14 protein-coding genes and 1 pseudogene are annotated in these 11,769 nt (G+C 55.1%); all 15 read right to left on the bottom strand.

All coding sequences use genetic code 11. From position 1 onward, the window contains the following. Positions 1-144: 144 nt before the first annotated feature. Positions 145-1,032 (bottom strand): SUMF1/EgtB/PvdO family nonheme iron enzyme, encoded by an 888-nt coding sequence (locus tag Q8O92_04685; GenBank protein ID MDP2982609.1) that lies wholly within the window; start codon positions 1,030-1,032, stop codon positions 145-147. Between the two features lie 329 nt (positions 1,033-1,361). Then, positions 1,362-1,561 (bottom strand): annotated as a pseudogene (locus Q8O92_04680) (transposase). Between the two features lie 120 nt (positions 1,562-1,681). Beyond that, a complete protein-coding gene (hypE, locus tag Q8O92_04675) occupies positions 1,682-2,713 on the bottom strand; it encodes a hydrogenase expression/formation protein HypE (GenBank protein MDP2982608.1) in 1,032 nt (343 codons plus the stop codon). Beyond that, positions 2,706-3,836 (bottom strand): hydrogenase formation protein HypD, encoded by a 1,131-nt coding sequence (hypD, locus tag Q8O92_04670; GenBank protein MDP2982607.1) that lies wholly within the window; start codon positions 3,834-3,836, stop codon positions 2,706-2,708. Before hypD ends, hypE begins: the two co-directional genes overlap by 8 nt. Further along, the gene (locus tag Q8O92_04665) at positions 3,833-4,075 is read right to left on the bottom strand and encodes a HypC/HybG/HupF family hydrogenase formation chaperone (protein ID MDP2982606.1); all 243 of its coding nucleotides are present in this window, start codon (positions 4,073-4,075) and stop codon (positions 3,833-3,835) included. The genes hypD and Q8O92_04665 overlap by 4 nt, the downstream gene beginning before the upstream one ends. Next, the gene (gene hypF, locus Q8O92_04660; GenBank protein ID MDP2982605.1) at positions 4,054-6,531 is read right to left on the bottom strand and encodes a carbamoyltransferase HypF; all 2,478 of its coding nucleotides are present in this window, start codon (positions 6,529-6,531) and stop codon (positions 4,054-4,056) included. The genes Q8O92_04665 and hypF overlap by 22 nt, the downstream gene beginning before the upstream one ends. Positions 6,532-6,533: 2 nt before the next feature. Beyond that, positions 6,534-7,205 carry a hydrogenase nickel incorporation protein HypB gene (gene hypB / locus Q8O92_04655; GenBank protein MDP2982604.1) on the bottom strand — a complete coding sequence of 224 codons (672 nt, stop codon included), beginning with the start codon at positions 7,203-7,205 and terminating at the stop codon, positions 6,534-6,536. Between the two features lie 167 nt (positions 7,206-7,372). Beyond that, a complete protein-coding gene (locus tag Q8O92_04650; GenBank protein ID MDP2982603.1) occupies positions 7,373-7,717 on the bottom strand; it encodes a hydrogenase maturation nickel metallochaperone HypA in 345 nt (114 codons plus the stop codon). Between the two features lie 9 nt (positions 7,718-7,726). Continuing rightward, positions 7,727-8,107, bottom strand: coding sequence for a response regulator (locus Q8O92_04645; GenBank protein ID MDP2982602.1), 381 nt, complete (start codon positions 8,105-8,107; stop codon positions 7,727-7,729). Next, complete coding sequence (locus Q8O92_04640; GenBank protein MDP2982601.1) at positions 8,104-8,589, bottom strand: hydrogenase 3 maturation endopeptidase HyCI; 486 nt, start codon at positions 8,587-8,589, stop codon at positions 8,104-8,106. Before Q8O92_04640 ends, Q8O92_04645 begins: the two co-directional genes overlap by 4 nt. Before the next feature lie 59 nt (positions 8,590-8,648). Beyond that, on the bottom strand, positions 8,649-9,257 hold the full coding sequence (locus tag Q8O92_04635; protein MDP2982600.1) for a 4Fe-4S binding protein: 609 nt from the start codon (positions 9,255-9,257) through the stop codon (positions 8,649-8,651). 6 nt (positions 9,258-9,263) lie between these two features. Further along, a complete protein-coding gene (mnhG, locus tag Q8O92_04630; protein ID MDP2982599.1) occupies positions 9,264-9,608 on the bottom strand; it encodes a monovalent cation/H(+) antiporter subunit G in 345 nt (114 codons plus the stop codon). Continuing rightward, entirely contained in the window at positions 9,601-9,882 is a 282-nt protein-coding gene (locus Q8O92_04625; protein ID MDP2982598.1) for a cation:proton antiporter, read from the bottom strand. The genes mnhG and Q8O92_04625 overlap by 8 nt, the downstream gene beginning before the upstream one ends. Continuing rightward, positions 9,879-10,367, bottom strand: a complete 489-nt coding sequence (locus Q8O92_04620) for a Na+/H+ antiporter subunit E (GenBank protein MDP2982597.1) — start codon at positions 10,365-10,367, stop codon at positions 9,879-9,881. Before Q8O92_04620 ends, Q8O92_04625 begins: the two co-directional genes overlap by 4 nt. Beyond that, the coding region (locus Q8O92_04615) for a monovalent cation/H+ antiporter subunit D family protein (GenBank protein MDP2982596.1) at positions 10,364-11,769 on the bottom strand (1,406 nt) is incomplete at its 5' end. The genes Q8O92_04615 and Q8O92_04620, both read right to left, overlap by 4 nt.

Here is an 11,769-nt window from a genome sequence, read left to right as displayed (position 1 = left end):
CTTAACAAGGGGGGATGCCAAAGGCAGGGGGGATTTCTTCTTCCCAGTGAATAAAGATCCCCCCGCCGCTTGAGCGGCGACCCCCTTTTTAAGGGGGTAAAAAAAAGAAACTCCAGCACCAGACATTATCTGATTGACTTTATATCACCGCCTGCGGACCACGCGGAAGCCCAGGCCATAGTCCCCGTCCTTCGGGTTGAACCTGCCGCGGTAAGCCACCCGGCACTTAAAGGCTTTGTTGTCCCAGGTTCCATCACGGATAATTCTGACTTCGCCCGATTGTGCTCCTGTTGGATTCTTCACGCTTTCGTTCGGATAGCTCCCGTACCAGTCCTGACACCACTCCCATACATTTCCGCTCATGTCGAACAGACCGAAGGGATTGGCGGGATATGAGCCCACGGGCGTCGGGCGCCCTACATACATATCATAATTAACCCTTGTGATGTCAATTTCCCCGTTATCAGTTCCGTATTTATACTGTTTTCCCCCGCGTGCCGCATATTCCCATTCGGCTTCTGTCGGAAGATCAAAGCCGTAATACAGGGCAAATGACTTCGAGCCATACCATGACACAGCCACCACAGGCCAGTTCTCTTTTCCCCTCGCCACCTCGAACGTGCCGTTGCCGAAATTTATCCAGCATTTGTTATCTGAACCGTAATCATAACCGATATCTATGTATAGTTCACCTGACAACTTGCCGGTTTTTCCGTACACATCACCGTTTTTCACTTCTACGTCACCCGATGCAAGCGCAGATTTCAGGTACGCGGCATACTGCGCGTTCGTCACTTCGTAAATGCCCATCCCGAAGCCCGATACCGTTACCTTGTGGATAGGACGGCAACCATCCCATAGATCGCCAACCTCATCTCCCATCTCGAATGTGCCGCCGGGGATGGCCGCGAAGATAATTCCGGGAGGTATTTCGTGTGAGGGGCCTTTTAGCCCATTCGATCCGCCCCCACAGGACAACGTGAGAAAATGTGCTGAAAGAATTAATATTGCAAGTTCATTGTGCCGTTTCATGATGTTCTCCCTGATGTGGACAGTTGAGTTGATTGTAGAGAATCTTGATTATAACCGATATTCCCCATCAGAACTGTCCGGTTAAAAATTCAGAGCTAAGGATAACTGGAGCAGTTTATGAGTAATTTTTTTGAATTTATCGAAAGGAATGGTAAGGATTTCGATGATATAGACGGCATCGAGGAGTAATTCTCCGACGATACGGGTTATTGCTCCGGTGATTAATTATCTGAATCAAGCGGTATATGTGGCCTACGGATGTTTGAAGTAATGTTTGACATGGTGAGGCCGTTTTTGGACAGTTTCCATAAATGAGTGTGCTTTCTTGATCAATCATTTTGTGATCTGGCCGGGAGGCCTGAACGGATACGTTGTTTCAGGTCGCCATTAAGGTATTCATCCGGATTGTGTTCCGGGGCGTACGGGGGAGGTAGAATACCTCGATCTTTTCTCGATTGGTTTCAAGCCAAGCGGTGACCTTTTTGCTGTGATGCATTTTCAGATTGTCCAGGATCAGAAACACTTTCCGGCGGGTATCACAGAACAATATATAACATCTACAGCCAAAAACAACTGTTTTTGACGCAGGGCAATTTCTGTGATACGGTGAAAGAGTAAAACTCACCGGCTGATTGTAAAAGTCCTTTCTTCAGCAGATGCGCGGCAGCATCTCTCCGGCGGGGAGATCGAGGATTTTCAATACCCCGGAAGCAGTCAGAAGATGCACTTCACCGGACGGGGAACCGGTTACTTCCCCGATAATCGCTGCATCCCTGCAATCGTCCAGCGATGTGAGAAAAGCGATGATGTCTAAAGCTGCGGATGGTTCGACTACGGCGACGAACCGCCCCTCGCAGGGGAGATAAAGAGGATCGAATCCCAACAGGTCGCAGACCGCCAAAACGGTATCATCGATGGGAACGGTCGATTCGGTGAGCACGATGGAAACGCCGCTTGCCGAGGCGATCTCGTTAAGGGTCGCGGCCACTCCTCCACGAGTGGGATCTCGGAGGACATGCAAAGCTTTTGGGAAACGTTCAAGCAGGGGCAATACTGTATGGGTCATGGGCATTGCGTCCGAGAGGACAGGAACGCGCAGATGCAGGCCGTTTCGTTCCGCCATCACCGCGATGCCGTGTCTTCCGACAGAACCCGATACGATGACGACATCTCCCGGCCGGGCGTTCGCGCCGCTTACCTTCACGTGAGGAAGGATGCAGCCAATACCCGCAGTGTTGATATAGACACCGTCCGCTTCCCCTCTGCCCACTACTTTTGTGTCGCCTGTCACGATGCGCACATCAGCCCGATCGCAGGTCTGCCGGATGCTTTCGAGTATCCGTTCCAGATGGGCCAGGGGGAATCCTTCTTCCAGAATCAGTCCGAGTGAAAGACTGGCCGGTTTGGCGCCTTTCATGAGGAGGTCGTTGACCGTTCCGCTGATCGCCAGGCTGCCTATGTCGCCGCCGGGGAAGAAGATGGGCTTGACCACGAACATATCTGTGGTGAAAGCGATGGAGGTGCTTTCGAGGGAGAGTTCTGCAGCGTCGTCCAGCGGCAGAAGCTCGGGAGAACAAAGATATCGCAGAATGAATTTTTCGATGAGATTCCGCATGAGCAGGCCGCCGGAACCGTGGGCAAGGAGAATACGGTCGCAGGGAGGAATTTCACCGTCATGCATGGATTGCCGCCTCCCGGCCATTCGACCGCAGCCGCCGCGAATACCTGTAAAAGGCCGCGCATGCGCCTTCGCTGGAAACCATGCAGGGCCCGACAGGGTTCAGAGGGGTGCACTTCACGCCGAACATCGGACAACCGGGAGGATCAAAGCGCCCGCGCAGAATGTCCCCGCACCGGCAGGCTGCGTGTTCAGAAAGCGCCGGGATTGTTACCGGAAACCGCAGTTTTGCATCGAAATCGCCATACTTCTCCCGGATAATGAGGCCGCTTGCGGGTATGGCGCCGAACCCGCGCCAGACTGTCTCGGCTGGTGCAAACACCTCATTCATGAGGATTCTGGCGCGGTCATTGCCCGATGGGCGCACTCCCCGGGAATACTGGATCGCGATGTGGGGATTATTGCTTTCACGCTGCTCTTCCAGCATAAGGAGCGCCTGAAGTATGTCAACCGGTTCGAAACCGGCTATGACGCAGGCAAGGCGGTGGGATTCGGCAAGGAACCGATAAGGTTCTGAGCCTATAATACTCGAAACATGCCCCGGCAGAATGAAGCCGTCCACAGCAAGATACGGATCGTTCACCAGAACAGCGAGAGCGGGGATGACCAGCTTATGGGCGCAGAGGATGCTGAAGTTCTTAATTTTTTGTTCCCGGGCGCGCAGGACAGTGGCTGCTACTGCGGGCGCCGTTGTTTCGAATCCAACGGCAAGGAATACGACTTCACGCTTCGGATGTTCGATCGCACAGTCAAGCGCTCCCGATGGTGAATAGACAACACGAACATCGCAGCCTTCGCTTCTGATCGAGGCAAGGGAGCCCGCCGAACCGGGGACACGCACCAGGTCGCCGAACGTGGCAAGCGTCACTCCGTACGTTTGCGAGAGGGCAAAAGCGGTATCGAGATACTCCACCGGCGTCACACATACCGGACAGCCGGGCCCGGAAAGCAGCCGCATGCCCCGAGGCAGAAACGACGGAATCCCCGTACGGTGGATGGCCATGGTGTGAGTACCGCACACCTCCATGAACGTGCCGGGTTTACCGAGCGAAAGCGCGCGCAGCCGCCCGCCCAGTTCACGGATGAGCGCCGGCTCGCGGAATCTTTTCAGCAGGGGTGTCGTCATGTCGAACGCGGCTCCTCTTTCACGGAAGCGAGCAGTTCGTCTATCACCGCGAGGGTTTTTTTCGCCTCCTCCATGTCGAGAATCTCGATGGCGAACCCTGCGTGGACGATGATGTAAGTTCCCAGGGGAACCTCGCCCACAAGTTCAAGTGAGACTTCTATTGCCGCACCGTCCGTCTCGGCGACCGCCCTTCCGCGATCCAGTATCTCGCACACTCTCATGGGAACTGCAAGGCACATTCTATTTTCCTTTCTCCGGTCGATCCGACAACCGCTGCCGCCGCATAGGCCTGCCCCAGCGAGAGACCGCCGTCGTTGACAGGCGCCAGGCGGTTGGAGATAACTTTAAATCCCCGCTGTTCGAGAAATTCCCGCGCCAGTCCGCTCAAAAGCCTGTTCTGCCAGCATCCGCCAGAGCAGGCGATTGTGTCGATGCCGGTAGATTCCCTTAGCCTGTCGGCTATATCCGCAAACGAGGCGGCAAGGGTTGTGTGAAAAGCAAGCGCCAGCTCCTGAGTTGGTTTTTTCCGGATGACTCCCTCGACCATTGCGCGAAAAGCAGGCCGGTAGTCGAGTATATAGCCCCCATGGATAGGCGGCAGCGGGGTTGCATTGATACTGTTCGCGGGGCCGTACACAACAGGATTGAATGAAACGTGTTCCCTGTCATCATGACGAATACAATGAGGTAACGGATCTACCCGGTAATTGTTCGCCGCCCCTGCCGTTTCAATTAGAAGAGCAGCCTGTCCCTCGTATGTGGTTTCATGGCAGAGATCGAGGATGCTGGCGGCTGCATCGAAAAGACGCCCGAGAGAACTGGTGAGAGGGGAATTCAGCCCGGCGCTGCACGCCTGTAAAAGAACTTCCAGGTCGCTGCGGGGAACCCTGGTCAGGCATGGCAGGTCGAGCCTGTCCCATCTGTCACCGTACGCGGCGTGCAGGTGTGAGAAAGCCATCCGCCATGGTTGCCGCACTGCGGCCGAGCCGCCGGGGAGAGGGACACAGTCGATGTGTCCCGCACGTACAAAAACATCCGGCGTACAGATAAGTATTTCACCGCCCCATACAGTTCCGTCAGGGCCGTACCCGGCGCCGTCCATGGCCAGACCGATTACCGGGCCGTCAAACCCGTGTTCCGCAAGGACGCTGGCGATATGGGCATGGTGGTGCTGAACGCCGACCGAGATTATATCCGCCGGCGCCCGGCTGCCTCGCAGACGTTCAAGGTATTTCGTGGAAAAGTAATCCGGGTGAAGATCGCAGGCGTATACCTGGGGAGCGATGTCGAGCGCCTTCGTGAAGTGATTCACGGCATCATGGAAAAATGCCAGAGTATGAGACCGCTCGAGGTCCCCGATATGCTGGCTCATGAAAGCCCGCCGGCCATCGAGCAGGCAGAGAGTGTTCTTGAGCTCTCCGCCGAGAGCAAGGATAGGCGGCGAATTACCCTGCACGATAATCGGAACCGGCGCATACCCCCGCGACCGCCTGATAAACATTGGCTCTCCACCCATACAGTGGACTACCGAATCGTCGCAGCGGACGTTGATTTCCCGGTCATGCATGAGAAACGCATCCGCTATGTCCCGAAGACGTTCACGAGCTTCGTTGTTATCTTTACAGATAGGTTCGTCGCATAGGTTGGCGCTGGTCATCACGAGCGCCGGAAAGATAGAATCTCCCCGGCTGTAGTTTCCTCCCGCCTCCGGGTGGAAAAACAGGAGGTAGTGAAGAGGTGTGTAGGGGAGCATGACGCCTAAGCGCTCGTTCCCCGGCGCCACTGCTTCGACCGCGGGTGCACCGGGATATTTCTCCGCCAAAATAATTGGACGCTCGCGGCTGGTAAGAAGGCGTTCTTCGGAGGCTGTCAGCCTGACAAGCTGCCTTACGGAGTAGAGCGACCCGGTCATCAGGGCAAATGGCTTTTCCTCGCGGTGTTTACGGAGCCGGAGCCGCTGCACCGCACGGTCATCGGCGCTGTCCACAGCAAGATGAAATCCGCCCAGTCCTTTCACCGCGAGAATCTTCCCCTGCTTCAGGAGAGCGACAGCTTGAAATACCGGGTCGCCCGGAATTAAGCGATTGTCCCGATCCACGAGCGTCAGCCTGGGACCGCATCTGGGGCAGGCATTGGGCTGTGCATGGAATCTTCGGTCGCTGGGGTCCACATACTCGCTCCGGCATTCGGGGCACATGGTGAAATTCGCCATGGTCGTTGCGGGACGGTCATAGGGCATGGAACGGATTATGGTAAACCGCGGGCCGCAGTTGGTGCAGTTTATGAAAGGGTAAAGGAAACGCCGGTTCTCCGGCTGAAAGAGCTCATCGAGACAGTCGTCGCACACGCAGATGTCCGGCGGTATGAGGGTGAGCCGCCGCCCCCGGCCGATACTTTTTCGTATCTCGAATCCCTGGTAATGCTGTTCTCCGGACTCATACAGGAACAATCGTTCAAGCGCGCAAATTTGCGCCAAAGGAGGAGTCTCGCTGAGAAGGTCATCGATAAATGAATCAAGATTCGCCGGCGCTCCTTCCAATTCCATCAATACACCCTCGGGTGTATTGCAGGCGAACCCGCCGAGCCGGTGACGATTAGCAAGACGGTGGACAAAAGGACGGAATCCCACTCCCTGAACGAGTCCCGACACTGCGATCCGCTCCAGCCGTTTCGTACCTGGCGTACCTGATTCCATCGTCAGGCCTCTTTTCCATGCGAGAGCTTTTCGGAGATAAATTCAATGAGCGGCCCGATGCCTTCGCCGGTTTTCGCCGATGTCGTAAAAACCCGGAGCCGAGGATTACTCCTCAGGGCGTTGCTAACCATGGTTGCCGCCCTTGCGTCCACATAGGGTTCGAGATCGATCTTGGTAATCACCAATACATGGGCGGACACAAATGCAGCGGGATATTTGAGAGGTTTATCCTCCCCTTCGGCTGTGCTTAAAACCACCAGCCGGCAGTCTTCCCCCAAGTCGTAGGCCACTGTACAGATAAGATTGCCTACGTTCTCTATGACCAGCAGCTCCAATCCGCCGTCAAGATCACCGAAGGCCTTTTCCACCATTTCGGCGGTGAGATGGCAGCTTCCCCGGGTTTCGATCTGCACCGCAGAAATGCCGAGCGCGGCGATGCGGCGCATGTCATTGTTAGTCGCGACGTCTCCCTCGATGACCCCGCACCTGAAACGTTCTGCGAGCTGCGGGAGAATAGCCTCAAGCAGGGTTGTTTTACCGCTTCCGGGCGACCCGATGAGGTTCAGGCAGAAAATGCCGTCTCTATGAAACCGCGCCCGGAGCCTCCCGGCGATCATATCGTTATGTTCAAGCACCTTGCTTTTTAAGGCAACCCGTGTCATGGATGTCCTCATCGTTATTGCCCCCTTCCGGCCCTTCGGGCCACCTTCCCCCGAACTGGGGCAGGAAAAGCCTGTAGCGCAACGGCTTCCCTTGCCCCCTCCGGGGGTAAACGGTTTCATCGTTCCCGCGAAGCGGCAAGGGACCGAGGGAAAGGGTGCTGCCTTAACAAAGGCATTCTTTAATAGGTCTGAAGTTCAACTGCGGTAATTTCCAGCTCACGTCCCGCAGTGATCTCAAAGTCCATCGATCCGCACCCCGGGCAGGCCGTCCCGCCCGCCTCCCTATACGAGACGCCGCAGCTATGGCAGGTGAATGAAGGCTCAACTGCCGTAATTACAAGTCCTGCATCACGGACAGATGTTCCCTCGGCGGCAAAGGGGAAAGCAGTCCTGAGCGCCCCCGGATCGACCCCGGAATAGACTCCCACGGCAACCGTGATGGTCTCGATCTTCGAGCCGGGATACTGTTTAAGAGCATTACAGACCTGATGCACCAGATCGCATGCGATGGAAAGCTCATGCATGATCTTTCCTCACGCGGAGATTAACCGTTTTACCGTGTTCAGAAGCACCTCCGGAGGGAGGGGTTTGCTCAGATACTCTTCCGCCTTGATGAAGTTCTTATCGATCGGGAATCCTGTATGTTTATCGATAGCGGATACGATCACAACGGGAATAGACCGATACTCTCGGTGTGATTTCAGGTCATACAATACGTTAAATCCTTCGGTAATTGTCCTCATCATGACGTCCATGATGATCAGGTCGGGTTTTTCAAATTCAAGGAGCGCAAAACACTGGTCGCCGTCGTCAGCCCATATCACTTCATAACCGGCAGATTCGAGAATCATGATGATTGATTCGGCAAAATCCTTCTCGTCTTCGACTACCATGATTTGTTTCTTTGTATTCATAGCTTGCCCGCTTCTTGTAAAATATGTTGTACTTCATGGAAGAAATCCTCGATCCCCCGGGATTTCATCAACATTTCCGCCATCCTCGCAACACTCCCTTTCACCACTGAAGACATTGATTCTCCGAACCCTGTCCGTTCCGGCTGAAACCCGAGGACATATACCCGCGCTCCTGTCGATCGTTCTATATAATCCGTGAAAAGTATCAGCGGCCCGTGGGTCGAAATCCCGCTCCCGGCGAGTTCACCGCCCTGCGCCAGCATGACCTCGCCCGGCGCTCCGCCGAAATCCATGGCGTCGGCAATGAGCACCGCCTCCGGTGCGCATGCCCTGATGAGAGATGTCATGTTTTCCGGGGCGTCGCCGCCTTCTATCACACTCCAGCGTATATCGTCCCTGACCAGCGCTCCGAAGAGAATGCCCGCGCTGTCGTCCCCCCGGGACTCGTTTCCAACGCTCACAATGACAGACCTCGCGCCCACGGTTTGATCTCTTGTAGATTTTCGGTTAAGGTAATACGGTTATGTACTCGGCGGAATGATCACCACTCTTCGGTCATGAAAACCTTCCGGCGGCAATCGGGGCAGAGGATGCGGAAAAGATCGTCGCGATCGACTTTGCGATGTTCAGGGCGGGCTTTAACTGGTTCCGCCTGGGAGAGATTACCCATGCCGGCTAAAATGAGCGTCGGGTTTGAGTATCCACGGCTGCTCAGACGGTTGGCGATCCAGGCAAGGTGATCTTTTGTCCCTGCTGCGCCACCGCACAGTTCGCAGATGGCAAGCTCTTTCTCCACGGTAACTACCATGGTGCTGCGGTCGAGCGAGGCGAGATCGTACTCTGTGGTGTAATCGACGCCATCCCGTGTGGTGCAATACAGGTGGCACTGCCCGCAGAAATTACATATATCGTATCTGAGCTTGAGCGTCCGTTTGCCGGTCTCCAGGTTGTCTACCACTTCAATGGCGCGTGAAGGGCAAACCTCGCTGCATGCGCCGCACCCGATGCAGATATCCGGATCGAACTCCGGCTTTCCGCGAAAGGTATCGGGAGGCACAGTCATCTCTTTCGGGAATTTCGATGTGTATGGGCCTTCCACAAAGAGAACTTTGATCGCCTCTATAAGCTCACGTACTTTCGGTTTCCGCATAACGTTTCACTCCATGGAGTTATTTTTCTCCGCCACCTTTGCGTAAGCGTCCGCAACGCTCTTTTCCCAGAGCTTGACGCCCGCCTTGTACGCCGCCCGTGAAAGGGCATGCGCCGCCACAGGTGAGGTGAGCATGATGAACACCGCGCAGACCAGCGCCCTGATTCCCGCCGCGTGCATTCCCATCATGAGGGGCAGCCCGATAAGGATCATGCATGTCCCGAGAGTCACGCATTTGGTCGCCGCCTGGAGACGGTTATAAATATCGGGAAGCCGCACCAGCCCGATACAGCCGAACAGGTCGAACACAACGCCGACGGCCATCACAACGAACCCGATCGTTTCAGTCATCGAAGTGCCTTCCTTCCAGGTACTTCGCCAGGGCGATAGTGCCGATGAAGCTCAAAAGCGCCCAGGTGATGCCGATGTTCATATAGAAATCCTTGCCCGTCGTCCATGTCAGAATCGCGCAGAATCCAACCATGAGTGTGCCGAGAATATCGATAGCCATCATCTTGTCCGGCGCCGAAGGCCCCTTGCCGATCCGGTAGAGACAGAGAAACCCTGAGAACATCAGCACAAGCATAAAGAACATCGGCCAAAAAGTTTCAGCGTAATGCATCATTCGAACACCTTCTTCAGAATTTTTTCAAAGTGGCTCACAATCATCTCGGTCTGGCGCTCGGGGTCGTCGGTATGGATGTAAATCCAATGGATGTACAGGTCGCTCCCGATGATGTCCACAGTAAGAGTGCCGGGTGTCAGCGTGATGGAGTTGGCCAGGAACGTAAGCCCCAGGTCGCTTTTCAGAGTGGTAGTCACCTTCACTATTCCGGGCCGTATGGGCAGATCCATGTGGAGCACCCGGTATGCCACATCCAGGTTGGCCTTGATGATTTGCCAGATGAAGAACGGAATGTAGTACAAAAACCAGAAGATTCGCCTGGGATTGAATATCTTGTGGATAGTATCGAAAAACAGGTACCCCGTAAAAACAACCACGAGTACACTTGTCACAACCCCTGCGACTATGTTCTGACTGTCGAAGGAACAGGTCAAAAGAAACCATGCGGCAAGCATCAGGACGAAATAGAGTAACCGATTCATCATAATGACCCCAGAACATTCAGGATGTAAGCGCCTTTGTCGAGCATAACCTCGCGCGCCGGATCAACGAGCACGGAAATGAACCACGGGCAGGCAAGACCAAACGCGATGCAGAACACCGCAAGGACCGCCAGAACCCCCCACATGGGCGCCGGGACTTCACGCACCCCGGCGAGCCTGTCTGGCAGCGGGCCGAAAAGCGCCATCTTTTGGATTTTGACAAAATATATTATCGTGAGAAAACTCACTAGCACCGCGACCGCCGCAAGAACGTAAGCCGCCGGCCCAAGGCTGTCATAAGCCTGAACGGCGGCGATGATAATGATGAGCTTGCTGAAGAATCCCCCGAAAGGAGGGATGCCAGAGATCGAAAGCGATGCAATTGAACATGTCGCACTTGTCATGGGCATTTTTCGCCAGAGCCCGCCAAGCTCGTTCAGGTTTCTCGTCCCGGTAGCGTATTCAACGGCGCCGGAACACAGAAAGAGCAGAGACTTGAACACGGCATGGTTGAGCAGGTGGAAAAGCCCCCCGATAATTCCCAGAGGGGAGCCGAGACCTATGGCGAAAATGATGTATCCCATCTGGCTGATGCTGGAATATGCCAGCATGCGCTTGAAGTCATTCTGCCCTATCGCGAGCAGCGCTCCCCCGACCATGGAGAGGACGCCGAGTGTCAAAAATACCATCGAGTAAGAATACTCAAACCCGAACACATTGAACAACAGCCGCAGCAGGCAGTACACTCCGAGCGCCTTTATGAGGAGTCCCGACAGCATGGCTGAAATGGGAGCGGGCGCCGACGGGTGAGCGTCGGGCAGCCATGCATGGAACGGAATCAGCGCCGCTTTTATCCCGAACCCCGCGAAGAAGAGAGCGGCGATAAAGTGCACCATTCCCGGAGAAACATTACCCTCCAGTATCCTCCCCAGATGCGCCAGATTGAGCGTGCCGGTAATGCTGTAAAGAAACGCGATGCCAACGAGAATAAAGCTGGACCCTACGCTGCCGAGGACGAGATACTTGAAAGAGGCCTCGAGCTCCTCATTCCTGATGCCGAAGGCGACGAGGGCATACGACGATATGGCCGAAATCTCCAGAAACACGTACATGTTGAAAAGGTCGCCTGTCGCAACCACGCCGTTCATGCCCGCAATCATCAGCATGAGCAGGCTGTAATATTTCACTTCTGCGGTATACCGCTTCATATAGGCTGTTGAATACACGGTGACAAGAAAACCCACCACAGCGATGATGAGGAGAAAGAACCCGCTCAGGCCGTCGCCCACCAGGTTGATGCCGAAAGGAGGGGGCCATCCTCCCACGGCGTATGTCGCATAACCTGCGCCGATTCTCCCAAGAGCGAGCACAACCAAAAGTGCTGTCGTCAGCACAGCCACTGCGC

The organism is Candidatus Latescibacter sp. (assembly GCA_030692375.1).
Lineage (GTDB): Bacteria > Latescibacterota > Latescibacteria > Latescibacterales > Latescibacteraceae > JAUYCD01.
Note: the sequence above shows the minus strand (reverse complement) of the source record. Positions and strands in the feature narration are given on the sequence as shown.

Excerpts from the sequence above, each read along its gene's own strand:
- Q8O92_04685 (MDP2982609.1), bottom strand. The coding sequence starts at position 1,032 with ATGAAACGGCACAATGAACTTGCAATATTAATTCTTTCAGCACATTTT.
- hypE (MDP2982608.1), bottom strand. The coding sequence starts at position 2,713 with ATGCATGACGGTGAAATTCCTCCCTGCGACCGTATTCTCCTTGCCCAC.
- hypD (MDP2982607.1), bottom strand. The coding sequence starts at position 3,836 with ATGACGACACCCCTGCTGAAAAGATTCCGCGAGCCGGCGCTCATCCGT.
- Q8O92_04665 (MDP2982606.1), bottom strand. The coding sequence starts at position 4,075 with ATGTGCCTTGCAGTTCCCATGAGAGTGTGCGAGATACTGGATCGCGGA.
- hypF (MDP2982605.1), bottom strand. The coding sequence starts at position 6,531 with ATGGAATCAGGTACGCCAGGTACGAAACGGCTGGAGCGGATCGCAGTG.
- hypB (MDP2982604.1), bottom strand. The coding sequence starts at position 7,205 with ATGAGGACATCCATGACACGGGTTGCCTTAAAAAGCAAGGTGCTTGAA.
- Q8O92_04650 (MDP2982603.1), bottom strand. The coding sequence starts at position 7,717 with ATGCATGAGCTTTCCATCGCATGCGATCTGGTGCATCAGGTCTGTAAT.
- Q8O92_04645 (MDP2982602.1), bottom strand. The coding sequence starts at position 8,107 with ATGAATACAAAGAAACAAATCATGGTAGTCGAAGACGAGAAGGATTTT.
- Q8O92_04635 (MDP2982600.1), bottom strand. The coding sequence starts at position 9,257 with ATGCGGAAACCGAAAGTACGTGAGCTTATAGAGGCGATCAAAGTTCTC.
- mnhG (MDP2982599.1), bottom strand. The coding sequence starts at position 9,608 with ATGACTGAAACGATCGGGTTCGTTGTGATGGCCGTCGGCGTTGTGTTC.
- Q8O92_04625 (MDP2982598.1), bottom strand. The coding sequence starts at position 9,882 with ATGATGCATTACGCTGAAACTTTTTGGCCGATGTTCTTTATGCTTGTG.
- Q8O92_04620 (MDP2982597.1), bottom strand. The coding sequence starts at position 10,367 with ATGATGAATCGGTTACTCTATTTCGTCCTGATGCTTGCCGCATGGTTT.